This is a genomic window from Companilactobacillus metriopterae (assembly GCF_002762335.1).
In the GTDB taxonomy this organism is placed as follows: Bacteria; Bacillota; Bacilli; order Lactobacillales; family Lactobacillaceae; genus Companilactobacillus; species Companilactobacillus metriopterae.
Genome location: NZ_CP024610.1, coordinates 1,191,129 through 1,213,544, shown reverse-complemented (window position 1 = coordinate 1,213,544; position 22,416 = coordinate 1,191,129). Strand labels below are relative to the sequence as shown.

The window sequence follows — 22,416 nt, the reverse complement described above, 5'->3', positions numbered from 1 at the left end:
ATTTAAACAGATATAGAGATACCGTGAAGAAAAAATAGTAATCATGTTCAAATAGTTATTTTAGAGAAGGATCGTTTGCTGAAAAGATCTTATAGCTATATTGATGAATTCACTTTCGGAGTATCACGATTGGTTTACGTTATAAAACTGCTGAGTGCACATATTTTGTATGTGAACTAGGGTGGTAACGCGGTCTTCGTCCCTTTTTATGGGATGAGGACTTTTTTATTTGGAGGAAAAATATGACAACATTAGAAGAAAGATTAAAAATGCTCAGAGATGAAGGTATCAAGAGCATTCGTGAGCAAAATCACACAAAAGATCTGAATGAAGTTCGTGTTAATTTGCTAGGTAAAAAAGGTCCTATTACTGAGGCTCTTAGAGGTATGAAAGACTTATCAGCTGAAGAACGACCAAAGATTGGTACATTAGCAAATGCAGTTCGTGATGAAATACAGTCAGCTATTGAGCTACGTTCAAATGAACTCAATGATGCGCTGATTAAACAAAAATTGGAAAAAGAAACAATAGATGTTACCCTACCATCTCAGCCACAAAAAGTTGGAACGGAACATATTCTTACTCAAACAATTTCTGATATTGAAGAATTTTTCATAAGTCTAGGTTATAAAGTTGATTCAGGATTTGAAGTAGAAGAAGATTACTACAATTTTGAACGTTTGAACATCCCTCAAGATCATCCTGCGCGTGATATGCAAGATACTTTTTATCTATCAGATAAACTATTGATGAGAACTCAAACTTCAGCTCAAGAAGGTCGAGATTTGGAAAACCATGATTTTTCAAAGGGACCTTTGAAAGTTATTTCACCAGGTGTGGTTTATCGTCGTGATGATGATGATGCTACACATTCACATCAATTCCATCAACTTGAAGGATTAGTAGTTGATAAAAATATCAGTATGGCTGATTTAAAAGGAACTTTAGAAGCACTATGTCAGCATGTATTCGGTAAAGAAAGAGAAATACGCTTTAGACCAAGTTATTTCCCATTTACTGAACCATCAGTAGAAGTTGATGTTTCTTGTTTCAACTGTGGTGGAGAAGGTTGTCGTATTTGTAAATATACTGGCTGGATTGAAGTATTGGGTGCTGGGCTAAGTCATCCTAAGGTATTAGAAATGTCAGGAATTGATACAAATATTTATAGTGGATTTGCATTTGGATTAGGACCTGAGAGATTTGCAATGCTTAAATATGGAATTACTGATATACGAGACTTCTACACAAATGACGTTAGATTCTTAGAACAATTTAAAGGAGCTATTCGATGAAAATTTCTAGAAATTGGTTGAATGAATATATTCAGTTGGACCAATCTACAGCAGATATTGCTAATAAAATTTCATTAACTGGTATTGAATCTATGCCAGTATATATTGGAAAAGATTTATCAAATCTTGTGGTTGGTCATATAACAAAAATAGAAGATCATCCTGATTCTGATCACATGCACATTTGCCAAGTTGACGTTGGTGGAGAAGAAGAAATTCAAATTGTTTGTGGTGCTCCCAATGTGGCCTTGGATCAATATGTTATCGTAGCTCTTGATGGTGCAACTCTTCCAGATGGAGTAAAGATAAAAAAAGGTAAACTTCGTGGTAAAGAATCTAACGGTATGATTTGTGGATTAGACGAATTGGGTGTGAAAGTAAAAAATGTACCTGAAGAATTTCATAATGGAATTTATGTGTTTGATGAAGCACAACAGCCAGGAGAATCTGTTCTTGATTTACTAGGATTAAGCGATGAGATGGTTGATTTAGATATCACACCAAATCGTGGAGATACATTAGGTATGAGAGGTGCAGCTTGGGAAATAGGAGCGACCTATGATGCAAAACCTAATTTTGTAGATCCTAAGTTGTCAGGCAGTCCTAAGATCGTAGATTTAGATATTGATGTTCAAAGTGACAAAGTCAACGGTTATCAAGCAGTAGTTTTAGAAGATGTAAAAGTTGGCAAGAGTCCTCTTTGGATGCAAAGAAGACTTTGGAATCAGGATATTCAACCTACTAATGCAGTTTTAGATATTGCAAACTATGTCATGATTGAATATGGCCAACCAATACGGGCATATGACTATGACAAAATTGCAGGATTGAAGTTACAAAATGCTGAAAACCAAGAAGTTATTATGTCTGATGGTACAGAAGTAAAATTAGGTCCAGAAGATATCGTAGTTATGTCTGGTGACAATGTGCTTTCAATTGCTGGAGTTCTGGATACAGATTTTGCCAAAGTTACAGAAGATACAAAAAATGTTTTATTTGAAAGTGCAGTTTTCGATGGAGCTACTGTTCGTAAAGAAGCACAGAGACATGATTTGAGAAATAATTCATCAAACCGATTTGAAAAAGGCATTGATACCAGTTTAAATGGATTGGCACTTGATAGAATTGTTGAATTATCTGAAGATATATTGAATCCTTCTGATTACTCACAACATATTGTTGGAAAAGAATACAATTACTCACCAACAACAATTTCTGCTACTGTTACTCGAATTAACAGCCTAATAGGGATTGAACTTACAACTGATGAGATTACTAATATTTTTGATCGATTAGGATTTACAACAACTGTAGATGGTGAAAATCTTAAAGTTACAGTTCCTGCTAGACGCAATGATATGTCCATTGAAGCTGATTTAGTTGAAGAAGTAATTCGTATTTATGGTTATGAGAACTTAGTTGGAACTTTACCAACAGGTAAACAAACTAAGGGTGGATATACTGACAAGCGTGAGTTTAGTAATCGATTAAGATATTCACTACTTTCACAAGGTATGGATGAGGCAGTTAATTTCTCATTATTAAGCAAGAAAGAAGTCGAAGATTTTAATGTAAATGAAACTAAATTAGTTCATCTATTACATCCAATGACTGAAGATCATGAGTACTTAAGAACTAGTTTGATACCATCTCTAGTAAAAAATGTAGCGTATAATCAAGCACGTAAAGAATTCAATGTAAGATTATTTGATCAAGAACGTATATTTGAAAAGGGTCATTCAGATCGTCCAAATGAAATTGAATATATTTCAGGTGCTATTAGTGGAAATATTGTCGATAAGTCTTGGAATCAAAAAGAACAAAAAGTCGATTTTTATTATGTTAAAGGAATTGTTGAAGAAATGATTTCTTATGCTAATCTGGATGCTAACATTGAATTTGAGGCAACATCAGATATTGAAAACTTACACCCAGGTCAAACTGCTAAGATAACAGCAAATGGTAAAATGATAGGATTTGTAGGTAAGTTACATCCTCAATATCAAGATGAGATGAATGTTAACGATACCTATGTTTTTGAATTGAATGTGGATCAATTATTCGCATTTGGATCAAAAGTTATTCAATCACAACCTGCACCTAAGTACCCAAGTATTTCTAGAGATTTAGCATTATTAGTTAAGAAGGATATTTTAAGTGGAGACATTATTAAAGATATTTTCAACAATGGTGGTAAGTATCTTGAAGATGTAGAAATATTTGATGTCTATCAAGGCGATAATATTGAACGTGGATATAAATCATTAGGATATCATTTAGTATTTCTAAATAGGTCTGATACACTAACAGATGAAGAAGTAGAGCAGTCATTTGACCAAATTAAAGATAGTTTAGTTACAAAATTTGCAGTAGAAATACGCTAATTTGTAAAGAGTAATGGTATAATTTTATTTAAATTACTATGGGAGGCTGCATTTTGAGCCAAGATAATAAAAGAAATAGCTTACAGCAAGAATCTGAAAAAAAGATTGAGACTCGTGCTAAAGAGAGTTCAGTAGCTAACCACATTGCCTATTGGGTTATGGGAGTTATTGCAATATTAGCCGTAATCGTGATACTAATTGGTTTTAACTATGTTAATGGTTCTTTGAAGCCATACAATGCAGATAGCAAAGAAAGCATTGTAGTTAAGATACCAGTTGGATCTTCAAGTAAAGATATCTCAAAGACACTTGAAAAAGATAAGGTTATCAAGAGTTCATCAGTTTTTAACATCTATATTAAGACTCAAAATTACACTGATTTCCAAGCAGGATACTACACATTTAAACAATCAATGTCACTAAGTGACGTAGTTAAGCAACTGCAAAAAGGTGGAACAGCACAACCATCAGGTGATGCATCCAACTCTGTATTAGTTCGTGAAGGTGTAACAATAGATGACATCGGAACTCAAATCCAAAAGAGTACTTCATTTAATAAGAAAGATTTCTTGAAGTTAATGAAGGATGAGAGTTATCTTAAGGAGCTACAGAAGAAATATCCTGAATTGTTAAATTCATCAATGCAATCTAAAGATGTTAGATATCATTTGGAAGGATACTTGTTCCCCGCTACATACGGAGTATACTCAGGTATGACATTGAAAGAACTTGTTAACCAAATGGTTGAAAAAGAAGATCAAGAACTAAAACCTTACTATTCAACTATGAAACAAAAGGGGTTAACTGTTCAACAAACTCTAACATTGGCTTCTCTTGTTGAACGAGAGGGTGTAACAGACGCTGATCGTAAGAAGATTGCCGGTGTATTCTTTAACCGTTTAGATATTAATATGCCTATTCAATCAGATATCTCTGTTATGTATGCTTTGAATACACATAAAGAAAGTCTTACAAACAAAGATACTTCAGTTAAATCTCCATATAACTTGTACAAGAATACAGGTTATGGACCTGGACCATTTAACTCTCCAAGTTTGCAATCTGTTGAAGCAACATTGAACCCATCAGATAGAAGTGCAAATTATCTATACTTCTTCGCTGACTTGAAGACAGGAAAAGTTACATATTCAAATACTCTTGATGAACATGAATCAAGATATGCAAAAACAGGTCAATAAAAAATAATGTCATCCTGCCATTTGGTTGGGTGACATTTTGAAATTTTAAATTAATAATTATAAATTCAAAGAGGTAATATCATGGCTGAACAAAGCTATCCAATGACAGAAGAGGGTAAACGTCTTCTTGAAGAAGAGCTAGAAAATTTAAAACAAGTTAAACGACCAGAAGTAATTGATAGAATTAAAATTGCAAGAGGTTTTGGAGATCTATCAGAAAATTCTGAATACTCATCAGCAAAAGATGAACAAAGTGTTCTGGAATCAAGAATCTCTCAAATTCAAGTGATGCTTCAATATGCTCAAATTGTTGATACAGATCAAGTTGACGAGGATGAAGTTTCTATTGGTAAAAAGGTAACTGTTCAAGAAGATGACGACGAACCAGAAGTATTCTTTATTGTTGGTTCGGCAGAGTCTAACCCAGATGAGGGTAAAATTTCTAATGATTCACCAATTGCTAAAGCACTTATCGGTAAGAAAGTTGGAGATTCTGTTTTAGTTGATACTCCTGCAGGTAGTTATGAACTGACAATTAAATCTGTTGAAATTGCCTAATTAATATCTACTAAATTACTTTTTATAAAGTTGAGGTATGAAGATATGAAGATTGAATTAACTAAAGAAGCAGAGAAATGGTTCGAAGATGAAGTAGAACTTGAACCGGGATCAGGTGTCCATTTTTATGGAAAAGTTTATGGAAAAACAATGGTTCATGATGGCTTTTCAATCGCCTTTAAGATTGAAAAACCTGTGAACCCCGTTGCTAGTACTGAAGTTAATGGAATTACATATTATATTACCGCCGCAGACGAGTGGTTTTTTGCTCGTTATGATTTAAAAGTAGATTATGATTCAAAAACAGATGGACCAGTGTATATTTTTGAGTCCAATGAAGATTAAGGAAGATTAATGAAAAGAATACTAGACGTCATAAGAGGTCGAGCAGATAAAAAATCAGGATCTGCTATTCCTTTTAGACTGAACTTATTATTATTAATTGTATTTATATTATTTGCCTTATTAGTAGGACAACTAGCTTATTTACAAATTATATACGGAAATAAATTTCAAGCCGAAGTAGAACGTACTGACAAGACTTCTATGAAGGGGGATGTCCCTCGTGGTATGATTTATGATTCAAAAGGTCGCTTACTAGTAAGTAATACTACCCAAAGTGCTATTACTTATACTAAGAGTTCTGGGGTCAAGAGTACTGACATTTATGAAGTAGCCAATCGTCTATCTAATTATGTTAATATTCCCAAAGAAAAATTGTCTAGCCGTGATAAGGCAGATTATATTTTAGCGGCTCCAGGTAAATCAGAGTCTGTGATCAAAGCACTGCCAAAATCTAAAAAACAAGATTCTAGCGGTAATAATTTGAAAACAGCTGAGTTGTATAAAAATGAGGTTGAATATGTTGAGAGTCAAGGAATTAATTTGACTTCAAAACAGTTGTCGAAAGCAACAACCTTTAAAAAGATGAATGCTGCCTATACATATTCAACTGTCTACTTGAAAGATAAAAAACTTTCTAGTTCTGAAATTGCCAGAGTTAGTGAAAACTTAACAGAACTACCTGGTATAGATGTAGGAAGCAACTGGACCCGCTCATATCCTGAAGGTACTTCAATTAAAAGTATTATTGGTGGAGTGTCTACAGAGAAGCAAGGTATTCCTGATGATGAACTAAATACTATGCTTGCAAATGGATATTCTAGAAATGATAGAGTTGGTACTAGTTATCTAGAAAAGAGCTATGAATCAATTCTTTCCGGTACAAAGAGTGAAAAAGAAGTTCAGATTGGATCTGACAATCAAGTTAAGAAAAGTAAAGTTGTTTACAAAGGACAAAAGGGTGGAAATCTCAATCTAACAATTGATTCTGATTTTCAAACTAAAGTTCAAGCTGCACTTTCTTCAACATATGCATCTGCTAAAGCGGCAGGAAAAACATCGTATTCAGATGGTGCTTATGCAGTAGCTATGAATCCTAAAACAGGACAAGTTCTGGCAATGGCAGGAATTAGAAATGATCCTACTACTGGTAAGACTACAGAAGATGCACTTGGAGTTATCAATAGAACATTCGTAATGGGATCTGCTGTGAAGGGTGCTACTGTGCTAGGCGCTATGATGGATGGAGTTATCACGCCAACTAATAACACACTGGCTGATAATCCTATCTACTTACCTGGTACACCAGTTAAGAAATCTGTTTATCCTGTTGGAACATATAGTTCATTGGATGCTGCAAGTGCTCTAGAAGTATCATCAAATGAATATATGATGGCACTTGCAATGAAAGAAGCCAATGCTAAATACGTTCCCAATTCATATATATCAATGGATTCCGATATCTTTAATAAACTGAGAGGTTACTTCAATCAATTCGGTTTAGGAGTTAAGACAGGAATTGATATATCTGGAGAAACAGAAGGTATTGAAGGTGCAACAATGAATTCAAACGGTTCATTGAAGACTGGTTCTGCGCTTGATTTATCATTTGGTAACTATGATGCATATACATTGATTGAAATGGCACAATATATATCAACTATTGCTAATGGTGGATATCGAATGCAACCATATATTGTCCAATCTATCCAACAAACTCAAAATGATGGTAAAAAAGGACAACTGGAATCAGTTACATCACCTAAAGTATTGAACAAAGTTGGATTTACAAATGAAGAATTGGCAGTTGTTAAAAAGGGTATGTACAATGCTGTTCACGGAACAAAATATTGGACAACAGCTACCAGATTGGCTGATTTATCCGAATCTGTTTCAGCTAAAACAGGTACAGCTCAATCATTCTACTTTGATCCAAAGAAGCCTAATGATCCTAATCCACCGGCAACTGTTACAACTAGTTTAGTAACATATGGTCCTTCGAATGATGCAAACATTGCACTTGCAATTGTATTTCCTAATCTAACTGATGAAAAAGGAAGTTATCCACAAATTGTAGCTCATCAAATTTATGAAGATTATTTTGCTACAATGGCTAAGTAAAACTAAATTAATACTTTTAATATCATGTAAAAAGTGGTATATTTTATAGGTTGAATTTTGTTAAATTTGTTGAAAGGAAGTTTCCAAGATGAGAGTAAATATCACAATGGAATGTACTTCATGTAAAGAACGTACATATCTTACAAATAAAAGTAAAAGAAACAACCCAGACCGTTTGGAATTGCAAAAATATTGCCCACGCGAAAGAGTTGTTACATTACATCGTGAAACAAAATAAACAACAGGATAATTAACCTGTTGTTTTTTTTTACAGGAGGAAACGCTTTTGGATAAGGTAAGTTTTCGAAAAAAACAGATGGATCTACTAGATGATTTTTTGAGTTCAAATGAATCTCAAAAAGAAATCAATCAAATTTATTCAAAATTATTTGATAATCCTACATTTATAAAGAGTGAGACCATAGGAATTACTTTAAGTGTGTCAGGTGAATTGCCAACTCTTCCAATTGTTGAGACATGTTGGAATATGGGTAAGGAAGTATATATTCCTAAGACATATCAAGATTACTCAATGGATTTTGTCAAATATACAAAATCTACAATTCTTGAAACTAGTTCATTTGGAGTAAAAGAACCAACTGCAGCCGGTGAAAATGTATTGAATCCATCAGATTTAATTATTGTTCCTGGGCTGGCTTTTTCTGATAATGAACATGCAAGATTAGGATTTGGAGCAGGGTACTTCGACCGCTATCTTTCAAAATATCCTACTAAAACAATTTCATTAGCATTGTCACGTCAATTTTATATAAATACTCCTTGGCCTGTTTATTCATTAGATCAGCCAATCGATGAGATTATATCTGTATCAAAGGAGAAATAATACGATGTTTTCTTATAGAAACCAAAGTTTACCAGCCACATATGGTTTGATCATTTTATTAGTTGCTGTTTTTGTTATGGAAACACTAATAGGCGGATCAACAAATCCACAAGTTTTACTGACTATGGGTGCTAAAACAAATAATCTCGTTACTAGTGGACAGTGGTGGAGACTTATTACACCTATGTTTTTGCATATAGGATTTATGCATTTGTTTATGAATTGTTTTTCTTTATATATTGTTGGTCAGTATTTGGAACCAATATTAGGAAAAATAAGATTTATAATCGTATTTTTAATAAGTGGTGTTGTTGGAAATCTAGCTAGTTATGCATTTGGTTCATCCTATGCACTTTCTGCAGGTGCCAGTACATCAATCTTTGGATTATTCGCATCATTTATTGCTCTAGGTATTATGTACAGCAGCAATAATTACATTAGAGAAATGGGTAAGAGCTTTTTAGGATTGATCATCTTAAACTTGGCTTTTGATCTATTTGCTGCTGGTATTGATATCTGGGGACATATTGGTGGAGCTATCGGTGGATTTTTGATTACTTTTGTTGTTGGAATTACTGGAGCTAGAAAAACAAATATTTACGTCAGAATTCTTGCAGTTGTAGCATTAGTTGCCGTATCATACTATATGTATTCAAAAGGAATGGGTGCTTATGGCAATACAGGAATTTAGAACACTATATGATGTACAACAACTTTTAAAACGATACGGAACTTATGTACATTTAGGTAAAAGAGAGTGGGACATTGAGCTTATGTCCTTAGAATTAAGAAATCTCTATGATAACAATATGATAGAGAAGGAAGTTTTTATAAACGCTCAGTTAATTTTAAAAAGCGAACATAGAAAAGAAGAAGAAAAGGAAAAGGGTGAAACAAATGGCAGATAAAAAATTAATTGGTGTTGATCTAGGTGGAACAACTATTAAATTTGCTATTCTTACTAAAGATGGTGAAATCCAACAAAAATGGAGTATTGAAACAAACGTTTTAAATGAAGGTCAAATGATTATTCCAAGTATCATTGATTCAATTAACCATCATTTAAAAATGTATGATATGACTGCAGACCAGTTTGAAGGAATTGGTATGGGTTCACCTGGAACAATTAATTTTGAAGAGGGCAGTGTTGTTGGAGCATACAATTTAAATTGGGCAACTAAACCTGTTTTCCCGGTTCGTGATATATCAGAAGGTACAGGAATTCCTGTAGTAGTTGAAAATGACGCTAACGTTGCTGCACTTGGTGAAAAATGGATGGGTGCCGGAAACAATGCTGATGATGTTATTTTTGTTACCCTAGGAACTGGTGTTGGTGGTGGAATTATTGCCAACGGAAAATTAATTCATGGTACAGCAGGTGCTGGTGGTGAAATTGGACACATTACAGTAGAACCTAATGGTTTCATGTGTACATGTGGAAAACGTGGTTGTTTGGAAACTATTGCTTCGGCTACTGGTATCGTTCAAGTAGCTCGTGAAATGGCAGCAGAATATGCTGGTCCTTCAGAACTAAAAGCAATGCTTGATGATGGACAAGATATTTCTGCTAAAGATGTTTTTGATCTTGCTAAAAAAGATGATGATTTGGCTCTTTTAGTTGCTGATCATGTCTGTGATTCATTAGGATTTGCACTGGCAAACCTATCAAACGCACTAAATCCCAAGTATGTTATCATTGGTGGTGGAGTTTCAGCCGCCGGAGACTTCTTGCTAGAAAAAGTAGAAAAATCAATGTTGAAAAATGAATTTGCTACTGTTAAGAACTCTACAGAAGTTCGTCTTGCTAGTCTTGGAAATGGTGCTGGTGTTATTGGTGCTGCTTCACTTATCAATAATAAGTAATTAATATACAGGGGTTTATTATGCAAATTTTAAATATTGTTTTATATGTTATTGTGATAGCAATTATTCTTTATTTTGTAGGATCATGGTCATACTATGCCTTTATTGGTAGAAGAATGAATGGTTCAATCAGCCAAGAGAATTTTGAATCAACCATGAGAAAAGCTCAAATTGTCGATTTAAGAGAGAAAGGTCAATTTGACACCAAACACATATTAGGAGCTAGAAACTTGCCGTATTCTCAATTTAAATATGTAAGTGGAGAGCTACGTCCAGATCTTCCAGTATATCTGTATGATGAAAGAAAAAATGTCTGTGTTCGAGCAGCAATAAAGTTGCAAAAACAAGGATTTACAGATGTAAAATGGCTAGAAGATCGCTTCTCAAATTGGGAAGGTAAGACAAAATCAAATAAAAAAGACTGAAGCTAATTAATAGCTTCAGTCTTTTTTTGTTATAATTAACCTTGGTGTGCTTGTAGACTTTTTCTATTAGCACGACGGCGATTTTCTTCTACACGTTCGATTTCTTTGTTTTCTGGTTCAATAACTGTTTTCTTAAATGCGTGCACTGCACCATATACTGCAGAAGCAGTAGTAACAGCACCTACAATGAATCCCTTAGTAAATCGCATACGTTTTTGCTTTTTAGCCATAATGTTATCATCCTCCAATTCTTTAACTACATTATGACGCATTTAATAAAAAAATTCTAGAATAATATATGTTAGGAGTATATTTTTGAAAAAGGTAGTTGCAATAGTAGGACCTACAGCGGTTGGTAAAAGTGCATTAGGATTAGAATTAGCAGAAAAATTTAATGCTGAAATTATTTCAGGAGATTCTATGCAGGTTTACAAAAAATTAGATATAGGAACAGCCAAAGATTCTAAAGAAGAGTTAGCTAAAGTCCCTCACCATTTAGTGAATATTTTGGACGTCACTGAGGAATATTCAGTAAAACAATTTCAGGATCAGGCTAGCCAATGTATTGATGAGCTGTATTCTAGGAATATACTACCTATTCTTGTCGGAGGGACAGGATTTTATTTGAATTCACTAGTTGAAGGAATGAATTTTGGAGGAGAATCTAAATCATCTAAGGATCAACGTAATCAACTTAATTTGATTTTAGAAGAGCAGGGAATATCTGCCTTAAAAGACATCTTAAGAGAAGAAGATCCTGAAGCTTATGATCAATTAGATATCCAAAATCCTAGAAGAATTATCAGAGCAATTGAAGTAAAAAGAATTACTGGTAAATCTATTTTGGATCAGGAAGAACACAAGAATGACTATGAATTTTTGATAATAGGACTTACTGATGATCGCCAAGAATTATACGAAAGTATAAATTCTCGAGTAGATAAAATGATGAATATGGGATTATTATCAGAGGCAGAGTATGTTTATAAAAACAAAAAATCTATTCCGCAAGCAAAAAATGGAATAGGCTATAAAGAGTTTTTCCCATACTTTGATAAAACTAGTAGTTTAGAAAATTGTGTAGAAGAAGTAAAGAAGAATTCACGAAGATTTGCTAAGAGACAATTTACATACTTTAGAAATCAGATGGAAGAAATAATTTGGTTTAATGTTAGGGAAAATCCCGATTTTAAAGAAGAAATAGAAGAGAAAATTAGAGAATTTTTAGGAGAAAATCATGGCTAAATGGAATGGAAACTTTCCAAAGGAATTAAATAATCTCATCGAAGAAACTGACAAGCAAATTTCTGAGAAACTTTTAGAAATAGATGATCGAGTGCTAGATAATCAAAATAAGGTTCTAACTGCCTTCAGAAATGCTAGTGTAGACGAGAGTAGTTTGTTGGGAACAACAGGGTACGGTGATGACGATCGAGGTAGAGATCAGTTAGAAGAAGTCTATGCAGAAGTTTTTAAAACAGAAGCAGCACTGGTGCGTCCACAATTTGTATCCGGCACACACACATTGGCTACAGCACTTTTCGGAATGTTGCGCCCCAACGATGGCTTATTATATGTGACAGGTAAACCTTATGATACTATGCAAGAAGTTGTTGGTATCGCTGGTAATAAAAAGGGTTCACTAATAGATTATGATATTAAATTTGATTATGTTGAAATGAACGGCGATCATGTTGATTTTGAAACAATGCAGAGTAAAATTTCTGAACAAAATCCTAAAGTAGTGGCTATTCAAAGATCAAAAGGATATTCAGATCGTAAGTCACTCACAGTTTCCGAAATATCTGAAATTGTCGAAAAAATACGAGAAGTTGACAAAAATGTCATAATTTTTGCAGATAATTGTTATGGTGAATTTTCAGAAACAATAGAACCTACTGAAGTTGGAGTAGATATTATGGCAGGTTCATTAATAAAGAATGCTGGTGGCGGTCTTGCTAAAGTGGGTGGCTATATCGTAGGTAAGTCAGAGTTGGTTGAGTTGGCCAGTTACCGTTTAACAGCACCCGGAATAGGTGCTTCTGAGGGCTCAACAATCGATCGACTAGCAGAAATGTTCCAAGGGTTCTTTATGGCTCCTAGAGTTACAGGTAATGCTATTAAGGGGGCAATCTTTGAGGCAGCTATCTTCGAAAAATTGGGATTGAATGTTGCTCCTAAGTGGGATGATGATAGAACAGATTTAATCCAAACAATTATTTTTAATGATCCAGATAAAATGTTGACATTCGCTAAAAATATCCAAAAATTTTCACCAATTGATTCTAATGTATTACCAGTGGCAAGTGCTATGGCAGGTTACGAAGACGAAGTTGTAATGGCTGCAGGAACCTTTGTATCTGGTGCTAGTATTGAACTTTCCGTTGACGGACCAATGCGTCCACCGTACACAATGTATATACAAGGTGGATTAACATTTGAACATGTGAAAATTGCAATTTGTAATGCATGCAATGAGATTTTCTTTACAAAATAATTTATGAAATAAACTGCAGAAAACCGTTGACATGACTAGGGTACATTCTCTATAATATATCGAGTAATGTCATGTCACGGTGGCTCAGTTGGATAGAGCAACGGTCTTCTAAACCGTAGGTCGTGAGTTCGAATCTCACTCGTGACATTAAAAGCTTTAGCAAACCTAAAGCACAAATAAATATAAAAAGCCTTAATCCTTTAAATATCAAGGGATTAGGGCTTTTTTTGTTTTCCGAAGTTAGGGCAAACATATAGAAAATTTGTCCCACAATTGTCCCACATTTTAAAAATGTCCCACAAATGTCCCACAAATTTATATGTTATTTAGAAGTTGAATTGTCTTATTATTCTCTTCTTCTCTTTTATCTTTTAATAGATGAATATAAATTTTGGAAGTTATAGAAGTGTCAGCATGACCTAGACGTTCAGAGATATAATCTATACTTACATCTTTTGAAATTAAATATGAAGCGTGCGTATGTCTTAAACCATGGAAAGTAATTTGATTATCGATTTCCAATTCTTTTAAAACTTTAGAAAGAGTTTTATTAACACCATTACTTGTAGGCACTTGATTTCTATTACTTAGAAATACCAGTTGCTCTGTATTCTTAAACCCATTTTTTAAAAAGTGCTCATTTTGCTGAACTTTAATCTTTTTAAGCATATGAATTAAATCATCATTTATACTTATCTGTCTTACAGAAGATTTTGTTTTAGTTGGTTTGAAACCAGTTCTGTTTATATAGTCATAAGTCTTGTTTATATCAACTGTCTTATTTTTGAAATCAATACAATCCCATGTGAGTCCAGCTACTTCTCCATATCTACAGCCAGTTAATAGGGCAAATAAGATTTCGGATAAAGTTATATACATCATTGACTGATTTTCAACACAATAATTTTTTAATTTAATAATATCTTCTTCATCCAAATAATTGTGCTCGTTTTGCTTTTCTGTTGAACCAGTTAACACAACACGATTTGTAAAATTTTTGTATATAATTCCATCATCTATTGCATCAATGACAGCTTTTCTAATAGAACCATTGGTTCTTATTACTGTATGTCTTACATGATTTTTTCCAACACCATCTATGAATTTTTGGTAGTCTTGGCGTTTTATTTCCTTTATTGGTTTGTTGCCAAAATACTGTTTAATATCGCTAGCCAGCTTTAAATATCTTTTCTCTACACCAATACTTACTTTTCCAAGCTTATAAGTTTTTACCCAGTCCAGAAAGTAGTCAGAGAAGCTTATATTATCATCAGTAGATAAACCAATTTTGTTCTTTTTAGATTCAATTTCAATTGCTGCATTTTTAGCATCTGTCTGACGTTTAAAACCACCCTTTGTGGTCTTGTGTTTCTTTCCATTTTCATAATATGAAACTTCGTAAGTCCATGTTTTACCGCGTTTATATATACTTGCCATGGCCCAACCTCCTAATTTAGGTAAAAATAAATAAGCCTAGGGTGGCTTAGTTATTTAATAAGCTATTTTTTTCTAGATCTCATTTGTGATCTTGTCATACCTTGAGAGTAGTTTTGAACATTATTGTTATTGTTAGAAGTACTTTGAGATTTGTTTACGTTTCTATTAGTTAAAATATGCCAAATTAGTAATCCAAATCCAATAATAAAGCCTAACCAAATCCAGATAACTAAGTCCCCTGAATCCTTGGTAGTAGTTGTAATTGACATCAATCCAATCAATCCAAGAATAACCGCATTGGCAATATCTCCACCTAAACCATTTGATTTACGTGTAGCTAAGTATACAATCCCAGAAACGATATAAGCTAATGCCATAAGTACAGCTCCAGAGCCACTAGCTTGACCGTTGCTTTCTACGGAGTTAATAAATCCCATAGCCATACCTTGAATTAAAATAAGTGGCGAAAGTACAATCATTAAAATCCCTAATACTAATTTAGTTGTTTTCATTAAATTTCCCCTAAAAATATAATCCAGCTTTTTGAGTCGTCAGTGTTTGGACAGTTTGTTACATTCCCATAGAATAAATTTTTGATTCAGGTATTCCAAAATTTTGGATAAGTTCGATCTTACTATTTATCTCAATATCATTTTCAATGCAATATTGCTTTATGAGATCAATAGCAAACATGTCGGCTCTATGTTCTATCTTTATTTTGTTAATATCACTCATATAGCATTTTTCACCATTAATAAGATGACCTATTTCGTGACCTATTTGCATAGGTATTTCATCTTGCTTGTACCAGTTCATGTTTATCAACATAATATTATGTTCTGGAATTGAAACAGGTGGCCATTTAGAATCATAATCGGTTAATAGGTTATAACCAATATCATTATCAAATGCGTAATTGAGTAAATAAGTAATTAAGTTATCTATTTTTATTTTCCTCCATTTAAAATACGTCGAATCATTTCTTTTTCTTCGTCAGTAATTTCCATACCTTGCCAACTTAACAGGGTATAGTCATCTTCAAATGCTTCCTTTAAATCGATTTCCTTTGGTCTTTTTCTTTCAGTAGTTTCACCTGATAAGTATTCCACAGAAACGTTTAAAGTGTTTGCTATCGCCTTTAAACTGTCATATTTAGGCTTGATACCCTGATTGTATCTATAGATAGCATTTTCACTGAGTCCAGATTTAGAAGCGACTTCTCGAAGTGTGTAACCTTCTTCAGTTGCAATTTGTTTTATTCTTTCAAATGTTGTCATATCAATTTTCTCCATGGCTGATGAGAAAATAATAATATTAAATTACACAAAAGTGTTTACAAATTACACGTATGTGTTATTATTAATTCATCAAGTAATTTAGCAATAAGAAAACAGACCTATCCCATAAGATGTAGGAGTCGTAAGGGGATAGGGTGCTTGTTATTCGTTTATTTGCTATGCCTACATAATACACAAACGTGTAAAATTAGTCAACAACTTGATGAATTAATTACGGAAAGGAGTAAATATGAATAAAAAAAAAGACTAACTCTCCAGGGAGGAAAGTACCAGTCTTATGATGTTTATTCAAAATATGGTAATAAGATTCTTCTACCTAAAAATTACACTTTGATAATTGAATATGATGAAGAAGATATACCAACTGAAGAAGATAAGATACATAGAATCGATGGTTTGTTTTATAAAAATGTGTTTTGGCCTTTTGTTGTCAGTTTCTTTACAACTGCTGGAATTCTATTTCTTGCCAAATAACCAAAGAGTTATAAGCGTGGTAATTACCGAAACAACAATTGGTGTAACTAATGAAGTAAAAACGTTTCTGATAAAGGTTTCAAAACTTCCTTGAAGGTAATGTTTTCCTTCATCAGTTAATTCAATTCCAGAAGTTTTTAGACCTTCATCGGAATAATCAACAGCTTTGTATAAAAATAAATTCAACTCATTTAACTGATTCATGTAGTAATCATCCTTGAATTTATCTTTGGCAATACCATCGTGAAGCATCGAGTTAATTTGGATTCTTAATAATCTTATTTTTGAACGGAACAATAATGGATTTTTCATATTTACATTATATCAAACATAGAAAGGAGTAAATAGTATGTCAGAACAACAAGTTGTAGATTACTTTCATCAACTTGGTAGAGCTACCAAAGTGGCTCTGTTAGAGCGTGGAATGACACAGAAAGAGTTAGCAAAATTGCTGGGTGTTAATGCTCAACAACTTAATAGATCTATCAAGGGTGGAATGACACCTAAAGATATCGAAATACGAAAGAAAGTACACCAAGTACTAAATATTAAAGAGGAGGGATAAACCAATGTCTAACAAGCAGCGAATCAAAGAGGCGTTAACTGAAAATCCATTTGCTACTAATAAAGAAATTTCCGAAAGACTTGATATTAATGAATCAAGTGTAAGTAAAACAATTTCAAGACTTAAGGAAAAAGATGAAGCTGTGGTTGAAAATGTCGATGGTAAACGCCATATAACTATTATCGAAACAGCTGATGACATTTTAAAAGACTTTAAAAAGAATTCACTGATTGAACTAGCTGAACAACTAATATCAGCAAATGAAAACGAAACTAACAGTTACGAGTTACGCCAAAATGGTGCGCTGTTAGTTCGAATATTGGAGAAGATTTAAATGCAAGCAAACTTAAATTTAGATGATGAATATTTCAAAGCAATAGTAAATGAAGAAATTTCTAAAGCAATGAAACAACTTGTAACTTATCCTGCTGTTCTAACTAAAGAGAAAGCAATTGAATATTCTGGATTTGGCGAAAAGAGACTAATGAAGACTTTTCGAACATTTAAAGATGAATTAGATGTAGAAAATGGGGGATGCATTTACTATCCAACAGAAGGTCAAGGTTACAAGATTAATCGAAAAGGATTCGATGAATTTTTAGAAAAACACATGCTAGAAATTATTGATATGAAGGTGAATTAAATGATTTCAATAGACGTATTACTAAGCTGGATTGGAGTAGCAATTATAGGTTCAGTCAGTTTAACGATGTTCATTCAAGATCTAGCTAAACATAATTTTAATATCAAGGATTACTTCGAGTAATGGACGAAGACGGAAAATGGTATGGAGTAGTTTTTCCTGATACATACGATTATGAATTAGAAGATCGTTTGTACGATGAATGGGTAGAAGAAGAATGGTGATGAGAATGAACATAAGCAAAGATATAAAAAAGTATCGTCTCGAAAATAAAATAAGCAATGCAAAGTTTGCACAAATAATTAGTGAGATAAGTGGCGATAAAGTCGCAAAAAGTACTGTGTCTAGATGGGAAAATGAACAAACATATCCTAACGGAAAACACATGTTGGCAATTCAAAAACTCTTAAATCTAGAAGTAAAGGATATTTTAGAGTAAAAAAATAACACCCGGAGGTGTCAGAAATGAATATTACAGATTTTTTGATTAGTTATACGTTACCAATTATTTTTCTGATTGTTGTTATATTTTTTTCAAAATGATTAAAGAAATCTCTTTATCGTATAAGGTTTTCTTTTCCAATTAATTCTATAAATTTTATGAGGAAATGAATTTATTTTTTGGGGTAAAAACAACGGAATGTGAACGAGCGCAATTAACAAATAAGGATTTTTCATATTTTTTGGAACCAAAACTGTAAACAGTGAGTTTTGGTTTTCTCCAACGAGATGTCCAGAAGAGCCGGGGGCGTTAAAAGGGTGATAGTGTTTCATTTTAGAATTATATACGTACATGGGAGTAGATTTATCTTCACTGTTTTGAAGATAATCCTTTTTATCTCTATCAGCCATGTGGTCGATATTATCATCACCTATATGAATGAATCTAATCCCTATGTTTCTATCAGTAAAATTAATAATTTCAAGATCATATAGCATCATGTTGTCTGGCATATCTTGAATGATCTTTTTATAAGGAAATCCTTGAACAATTGTATCGTATGTTCCGGCAAACATAACATTTGTTTTGATTACGGTCCTATTTAAAAACCATCTAATAAGTACAACAATTAAACCGATTAAAGAAATTAGATTCGAAAAAATATATTGAAAAAAATAAGACAATTTAAGGTCTCCTCCTATATTATTACCAAAATTATACCAAAGAAAGGGGTGATAAATATCGAATACTCTAGGTCACAAAAAAAGTCCCAATCAGAGGCAACTGAATAAGGGACTAAGCAATATAAACTACAAGTTAAGTTTACCACGAAAGGAGTACTTATGGCTACATTATATGAACTAACTGATAACTACATGAAGTTATTAGATTATGCAGAAGATATGGATCCTACATTGTTCCATGACGCGTTGGATTATATCGATGAAGCAATAGAAGATAAAGCGGTCAACTATTAGTAGTCCTATAAAAAATTACAACGCTAAGCATAGTCGCTCATTCGGCTGTGCTTTTTGTTTTGCTTACTTCTGATATTAATATATAATATAGTTTCAAATATAAAACTAGAAGGATGCCCCTAATATGAATACATGTAAACATTGTTCTTATAAAATTCCTCGGATGTTGGTAGTTATTGATAATGAGGAAAAATACATTGCTCCAAAGTATTGTAGTAATTGTTCAAATGAACTAAACAAGTAAAAGCACACCTATTAATTAGGTAGTGCTTTTTGTTTTGTCTAATAAATGGAGGATATAAAAATGAATAACAAAATGTCTTTTATAATGATGAACTGGTTAAGTGTTTTATCAATAGCACTTACAGTTGCTTTTTTTATTACTACTGATAATTTAATTGGAGGAATTATTTTTATAATGATTGGTATTTTTCAAATATTGTATTTTACATATTGTGCACTTGATTACTATAAAAGTTTTATTAAGAAATAAAAATAATACTATTTTACGTAAGGAGACGGAAGCTTTTGAGAACTTGGAATATGAAAGAAATTAATAGAGCAAGGGATTTACGAAAAGCTGGCAGTACATATACCCAAATTGCTCAGAAATTAACTGATGAATTTGATCTTCCCTTTACGCAAGATAGTGTGAGTTCAATTTGAGTAAAAAAAGACATCGATATAAAATATTGATGTCTTAGTATATTTATGATTAAAGTTATTTTTCTACATATGAAGTTAAAGATTTTTCACTTACATATTCATTTGTGGCCACTCTATAGAATACTTCTCCAGTTTTACTATTTTCATGTCTTGTATCAGTAAACCAGAATGAATTTGCTCCCAGTGATCTATTCTCAATCACATTACCATCTTTATCATATAGAGGAATACCCAAAAGATCCTTAGTCTGGACCACAGTGTGAATGACAGAATCACTCCAATCGCCATATTTAGTTCCAGTAGATTGTACTTCATCAGAAGGTGTTGTAACCTCCGCATTAGAAATTGCTGGTGTTAAAGCCCCTAAAGAGGCAAAAACTGAAATTGTAATTGCCATGCTGTTTAAAATTGATTTTAATGTTTTTTTCATGTTAGTACTTCTCCTTCTCTAGTATAGGTTATTATAACACGGTAACTAGCTGACTAGTATTACCAAAAATGCAGTTATATTAAATGATTATTGCATTGCAACAGTTTTATGTGACCTGATTAACGCAATAATATCATAATAAAATATACAGCTAACTAAAAATGAAAGGAAATCTAATTATATATGAAATCTAAAGAAACAAACAAAAGAATGCACTTTTTAGAAGTGTTAACATTGATATTTGTTATTGCAAAAATAACAGGGTTTATTACTTGGAGTTGGTGGTTAGTTTTCTTACCAGTATTCATACCGTTGATTATTGCTTTAGTTGCTCTAGGAATTGGTTGGCTAGTTATTGCAATAAGGGTTTATTAGTTTGAAACCAAAGAAACTAATATTTAAGAATGGAAAACGGGTGCTTGTTGATTTTGATGAGGTATCTCGTTCTGAAACCGACAAGGCGTATAACAAAAGAAGACAGCTAGAAAAACCAGAGTCCCTAGATTTTTACCATAGTTCCCAATGGAGAATGGTAAGGAAGTACTGACCAGAGATATGGCGACAGTGAATAATGTAGATGATAGTAATATTGTCTATATTGTTCCTAACGGAGACACATATTTCCAATTTGATTCTAATAAAAGTAGTAATGAGGGTTACTCCAATATTATTCCTAGTACTTTAACTGGGGCAGCAGGAGGGGCTGCCGTAGCAGGAGCACTAGGTGTACCATCGGGACTGTATAATGGCGCTATATTAGGAAGTTCCGCAGCACTTATTGCAAATGCACCTGCAACTTTAGCAGCAGAAGGTTTGGGAGTTGCTATAGGATTACCTGTTGGTTTATTCTTAGGAATTCCTACAACTCTAGCAGGGGGAGCTTTAGGCTTTTTAACTCCAGTTCCTTTATTACATCCATTAAATGCTCTTATTGGAGCTGGACTAGGTGGAGCCTTGGTTTCTGTACCAACGGTTGCAGCTATTAGCTCCTTAGGAACTCTATCAGTAGCTCTTCCTGGTGCTACTGTGGGAATTGCTTTAGGTGCTCCGATAGGAGGGGGAATATCGGGACTTAACGCTGCACCTAGTGGTATTATTCCAGGTGCCGTTATTGGTGCTTTAGCATCTACTTTAAATTCACAAGAAAATAATGAGGGACATAATGCAGGTGACTTATCAGTTAGAGCTTCTGACGTTGAACCTGTGTATACTAAATTTAAAGTTGAAAAAACAATATCACTTTTGGATAAAGATGCTCGTTCAGTAGGAGTACTGGCAACACCTTCAGAAGAAATACATACTGTCAACAACAGTAGTATAGTAACCAAAGATGGTCTTGAACTATTGCCATGTGGCGATGGAAATTATGTACATAAAGATGATGTTACAATGTTGGGTGATAATTCAGAACAACCTGAAAATGGAGATACTTCACTAGATAGCAATAGCATTAATGCTGAATCTCCAAAGGAAAACAACTCAGATGTACAAAATGAATCTGCAGATCAAAATAGCACATCATCAGATAGTGTTTCAGAATCTAAAACAGATTCATCACAAAATAAAGAATTAGATAATACTAAAATGGAAGAATCTTCAGCTACAGCAGTGAACAATATCTAATTATGTATATCTAATAAAAGAGCCTCTACTAATTAAATTTAGTAGAAGCTTTTTATTTTTCAAAATTAAGTATTATATTGTTTGTTTATTGATTTTTTATTTTAAAAGTTTTTTATTAAAAATCAAAAAAACATGAAAATAAAGATACGTTTTTGCAACAAAAAAAGCCTCCAGTTAGAAGACTTTTTTATTATTTAAGACCACTTGTTATATAATTTGCTGTGTTTCCGATAGTTCCTTGAACGGTTGGTGATGTCCAAAATGCAAGATTAGTTAAGTTGAATAATGTAATCATGTGAATTTCCCTCCTTAATTAATATATCTAAATATTAT

Annotated in this window: 33 protein-coding genes, 1 tRNA gene and 1 other annotated feature; of the genes, 26 read left to right on the top strand and 8 right to left on the bottom strand. The window is 33.1% G+C overall.

The window, feature by feature from the left end; genetic code table 11:
* Nucleotides 1–14 precede the first annotated feature (14 nt).
* Nucleotides 15–207 (top strand) — a binding site (T-box leader).
* 35 nt (nt 208–242) lie between these two features.
* The 12 genes from pheS (at nt 243) to CS873_RS06015 (ending at nt 11,031) form a co-directional block, all read left to right on the top strand.
* Nucleotides 243–1,295 (top strand): phenylalanine--tRNA ligase subunit alpha, encoded by a 1,053-nt coding sequence (gene pheS, locus CS873_RS06070; protein WP_099974977.1) that lies wholly within the window; start codon nt 243–245, stop codon nt 1,293–1,295.
* A complete protein-coding gene (gene pheT / locus CS873_RS06065) occupies nt 1,292–3,679 on the top strand; it encodes a phenylalanine--tRNA ligase subunit beta (RefSeq protein ID WP_099974976.1) in 2,388 nt (795 codons plus the stop codon). Before pheS ends, pheT begins: the two co-directional genes overlap by 4 nt.
* A gap of 38 nt (nt 3,680–3,717) precedes the next feature.
* Entirely contained in the window at nt 3,718–4,878 is a 1,161-nt protein-coding gene (gene mltG / locus CS873_RS06060) for an endolytic transglycosylase MltG (RefSeq protein WP_099974975.1), read from the top strand.
* Nucleotides 4,879–4,959: 81 nt separating this feature from the next.
* The gene (greA, locus tag CS873_RS06055) at nt 4,960–5,436 is read left to right on the top strand and encodes a transcription elongation factor GreA (protein ID WP_099974974.1); all 477 of its coding nucleotides are present in this window, start codon (nt 4,960–4,962) and stop codon (nt 5,434–5,436) included.
* Nucleotides 5,437–5,481: 45 nt separating this feature from the next.
* Nucleotides 5,482–5,781, top strand: coding sequence for a HesB/YadR/YfhF family protein (locus tag CS873_RS06050; protein WP_099974973.1), 300 nt, complete (start codon nt 5,482–5,484; stop codon nt 5,779–5,781).
* Nucleotides 5,782–5,790: 9 nt separating this feature from the next.
* Nucleotides 5,791–7,899 (top strand): peptidoglycan D,D-transpeptidase FtsI family protein, encoded by a 2,109-nt coding sequence (locus CS873_RS06045; RefSeq protein WP_099974972.1) that lies wholly within the window; start codon nt 5,791–5,793, stop codon nt 7,897–7,899.
* A gap of 88 nt (nt 7,900–7,987) precedes the next feature.
* The gene (rpmG, locus tag CS873_RS06040; protein ID WP_099974971.1) at nt 7,988–8,137 is read left to right on the top strand and encodes a 50S ribosomal protein L33; all 150 of its coding nucleotides are present in this window, start codon (nt 7,988–7,990) and stop codon (nt 8,135–8,137) included.
* A 48-nt stretch (nt 8,138–8,185) separates the two neighbouring features.
* On the top strand, nt 8,186–8,743 hold the full coding sequence (locus CS873_RS06035) for a 5-formyltetrahydrofolate cyclo-ligase (RefSeq protein WP_099974970.1): 558 nt from the start codon (nt 8,186–8,188) through the stop codon (nt 8,741–8,743).
* Nucleotides 8,744–8,747: 4 nt separating this feature from the next.
* Nucleotides 8,748–9,434 carry a rhomboid family intramembrane serine protease gene (locus tag CS873_RS06030; RefSeq protein WP_099974969.1) on the top strand — a complete coding sequence of 229 codons (687 nt, stop codon included), beginning with the start codon at nt 8,748–8,750 and terminating at the stop codon, nt 9,432–9,434.
* Nucleotides 9,415–9,651 (top strand): YqgQ family protein, encoded by a 237-nt coding sequence (locus CS873_RS06025; RefSeq protein ID WP_179946631.1) that lies wholly within the window; start codon nt 9,415–9,417, stop codon nt 9,649–9,651. The genes CS873_RS06030 and CS873_RS06025 overlap by 20 nt, the downstream gene beginning before the upstream one ends.
* Complete coding sequence (locus tag CS873_RS06020; protein ID WP_099974968.1) at nt 9,641–10,606, top strand: ROK family glucokinase; 966 nt, start codon at nt 9,641–9,643, stop codon at nt 10,604–10,606. Before CS873_RS06025 ends, CS873_RS06020 begins: the two co-directional genes overlap by 11 nt.
* Before the next feature lie 20 nt (nt 10,607–10,626).
* On the top strand, nt 10,627–11,031 hold the full coding sequence (locus CS873_RS06015) for a rhodanese-like domain-containing protein (protein WP_099974967.1): 405 nt from the start codon (nt 10,627–10,629) through the stop codon (nt 11,029–11,031).
* Between the two features lie 35 nt (nt 11,032–11,066).
* On the opposite strand, the gene CS873_RS06010 is transcribed toward CS873_RS06015, so the two are convergent.
* Nucleotides 11,067–11,261, bottom strand: a complete 195-nt coding sequence (locus tag CS873_RS06010; RefSeq protein WP_099974966.1) for a DUF3042 family protein — start codon at nt 11,259–11,261, stop codon at nt 11,067–11,069.
* Nucleotides 11,262–11,346: 85 nt separating this feature from the next.
* On the opposite strand from CS873_RS06010, the gene miaA reads away from it, so the two are divergent.
* The 3 genes from miaA (at nt 11,347) to CS873_RS05995 (ending at nt 13,675) form a co-directional block, all read left to right on the top strand.
* A complete protein-coding gene (gene miaA / locus CS873_RS06005) occupies nt 11,347–12,276 on the top strand; it encodes a tRNA (adenosine(37)-N6)-dimethylallyltransferase MiaA (RefSeq protein ID WP_099974965.1) in 930 nt (309 codons plus the stop codon).
* Entirely contained in the window at nt 12,269–13,528 is a 1,260-nt protein-coding gene (locus CS873_RS06000; RefSeq protein WP_099974964.1) for a methionine gamma-lyase family protein, read from the top strand. The genes miaA and CS873_RS06000 overlap by 8 nt, the downstream gene beginning before the upstream one ends.
* A 73-nt stretch (nt 13,529–13,601) precedes the next feature.
* Nucleotides 13,602–13,675 (top strand) — tRNA-Arg (locus CS873_RS05995).
* A 168-nt stretch (nt 13,676–13,843) separates the two neighbouring features.
* On the opposite strand, the gene CS873_RS05990 is transcribed toward CS873_RS05995, so the two are convergent.
* The 4 genes from CS873_RS05990 to CS873_RS05975 all read right to left on the bottom strand — a co-directional run bounded on the left by CS873_RS05990 (nt 13,844) and on the right by CS873_RS05975 (nt 16,242).
* Entirely contained in the window at nt 13,844–14,965 is a 1,122-nt protein-coding gene (locus CS873_RS05990; RefSeq protein ID WP_099974963.1) for a site-specific integrase, read from the bottom strand.
* Between the two features lie 62 nt (nt 14,966–15,027).
* On the bottom strand, nt 15,028–15,477 hold the full coding sequence (locus CS873_RS05985) for a hypothetical protein (protein ID WP_179946630.1): 450 nt from the start codon (nt 15,475–15,477) through the stop codon (nt 15,028–15,030).
* Between the two features lie 58 nt (nt 15,478–15,535).
* Entirely contained in the window at nt 15,536–15,781 is a 246-nt protein-coding gene (locus CS873_RS05980; RefSeq protein WP_169922421.1) for a hypothetical protein, read from the bottom strand.
* A 131-nt stretch (nt 15,782–15,912) separates the two neighbouring features.
* Nucleotides 15,913–16,242: a helix-turn-helix domain-containing protein gene (locus CS873_RS05975; protein ID WP_099974962.1), complete on the bottom strand. Its 330-nt coding sequence runs from the start codon at nt 16,240–16,242 to the stop codon at nt 15,913–15,915.
* Between the two features lie 351 nt (nt 16,243–16,593).
* Here CS873_RS05975 and CS873_RS08145 point away from each other — a divergent pair, with 351 nt between their 5' ends.
* Nucleotides 16,594–16,737, top strand: a complete 144-nt coding sequence (locus CS873_RS08145; RefSeq protein ID WP_169922458.1) for a hypothetical protein — start codon at nt 16,594–16,596, stop codon at nt 16,735–16,737.
* Here the strand turns inward: CS873_RS08145 and CS873_RS05970 are convergent.
* Nucleotides 16,720–17,049, bottom strand: coding sequence for a hypothetical protein (locus CS873_RS05970; RefSeq protein ID WP_099974961.1), 330 nt, complete (start codon nt 17,047–17,049; stop codon nt 16,720–16,722). The two genes, CS873_RS08145 and CS873_RS05970, sit on opposite strands and share 18 nt — an antisense overlap.
* 37 nt (nt 17,050–17,086) lie before the next feature.
* Here CS873_RS05970 and CS873_RS05965 point away from each other — a divergent pair, with 37 nt between their 5' ends.
* From CS873_RS05965 to CS873_RS05950, 5 genes are all read left to right on the top strand, one after another.
* Entirely contained in the window at nt 17,087–17,302 is a 216-nt protein-coding gene (locus tag CS873_RS05965) for a helix-turn-helix domain-containing protein (protein WP_099974960.1), read from the top strand.
* 4 nt (nt 17,303–17,306) lie between these two features.
* Nucleotides 17,307–17,636: a winged helix-turn-helix transcriptional regulator gene (locus CS873_RS05960; protein WP_099974959.1), complete on the top strand. Its 330-nt coding sequence runs from the start codon at nt 17,307–17,309 to the stop codon at nt 17,634–17,636.
* The gene (locus CS873_RS05955; RefSeq protein ID WP_099974958.1) at nt 17,637–17,945 is read left to right on the top strand and encodes a DUF771 domain-containing protein; all 309 of its coding nucleotides are present in this window, start codon (nt 17,637–17,639) and stop codon (nt 17,943–17,945) included.
* Complete coding sequence (locus CS873_RS08310; protein WP_281252412.1) at nt 17,946–18,068, top strand: hypothetical protein; 123 nt, start codon at nt 17,946–17,948, stop codon at nt 18,066–18,068. It begins immediately after the preceding gene.
* Between the two features lie 106 nt (nt 18,069–18,174).
* On the top strand, nt 18,175–18,384 hold the full coding sequence (locus tag CS873_RS05950; protein ID WP_169922457.1) for a helix-turn-helix transcriptional regulator: 210 nt from the start codon (nt 18,175–18,177) through the stop codon (nt 18,382–18,384).
* Between the two features lie 104 nt (nt 18,385–18,488).
* Here the strand turns inward: CS873_RS05950 and CS873_RS05945 are convergent, their stop codons facing one another.
* On the bottom strand, nt 18,489–19,070 hold the full coding sequence (locus CS873_RS05945; RefSeq protein ID WP_099974956.1) for a hypothetical protein: 582 nt from the start codon (nt 19,068–19,070) through the stop codon (nt 18,489–18,491).
* A gap of 159 nt (nt 19,071–19,229) precedes the next feature.
* Here CS873_RS05945 and CS873_RS08175 point away from each other — a divergent pair, with 159 nt between their 5' ends.
* From CS873_RS08175 to CS873_RS08140, 3 genes are all read left to right on the top strand, one after another.
* Nucleotides 19,230–19,364, top strand: coding sequence for a siphovirus Gp157 family protein (locus CS873_RS08175; RefSeq protein WP_138108142.1), 135 nt, complete (start codon nt 19,230–19,232; stop codon nt 19,362–19,364).
* Nucleotides 19,365–19,668: 304 nt separating this feature from the next.
* On the top strand, nt 19,669–19,857 hold the full coding sequence (locus CS873_RS05940; protein ID WP_099974955.1) for a hypothetical protein: 189 nt from the start codon (nt 19,669–19,671) through the stop codon (nt 19,855–19,857).
* Nucleotides 19,858–19,892: 35 nt separating this feature from the next.
* Entirely contained in the window at nt 19,893–20,030 is a 138-nt protein-coding gene (locus CS873_RS08140) for a hypothetical protein (RefSeq protein ID WP_169922456.1), read from the top strand.
* 55 nt (nt 20,031–20,085) lie between these two features.
* On the opposite strand, the gene CS873_RS05935 is transcribed toward CS873_RS08140, so the two are convergent.
* Nucleotides 20,086–20,460: a hypothetical protein gene (locus CS873_RS05935; RefSeq protein WP_099974954.1), complete on the bottom strand. Its 375-nt coding sequence runs from the start codon at nt 20,458–20,460 to the stop codon at nt 20,086–20,088.
* A 183-nt stretch (nt 20,461–20,643) separates the two neighbouring features.
* Between CS873_RS05935 and CS873_RS05930 the strand changes: the two genes are divergently transcribed.
* Nucleotides 20,644–20,835 carry a hypothetical protein gene (locus CS873_RS05930; RefSeq protein ID WP_099974953.1) on the top strand — a complete coding sequence of 64 codons (192 nt, stop codon included), beginning with the start codon at nt 20,644–20,646 and terminating at the stop codon, nt 20,833–20,835.
* 180 nt (nt 20,836–21,015) lie between these two features.
* Nucleotides 21,016–22,083 (top strand): hypothetical protein, encoded by a 1,068-nt coding sequence (locus CS873_RS05925; protein WP_099974952.1) that lies wholly within the window; start codon nt 21,016–21,018, stop codon nt 22,081–22,083.
* The last annotated feature ends 333 nt before the right edge of the window (nt 22,084–22,416 follow it).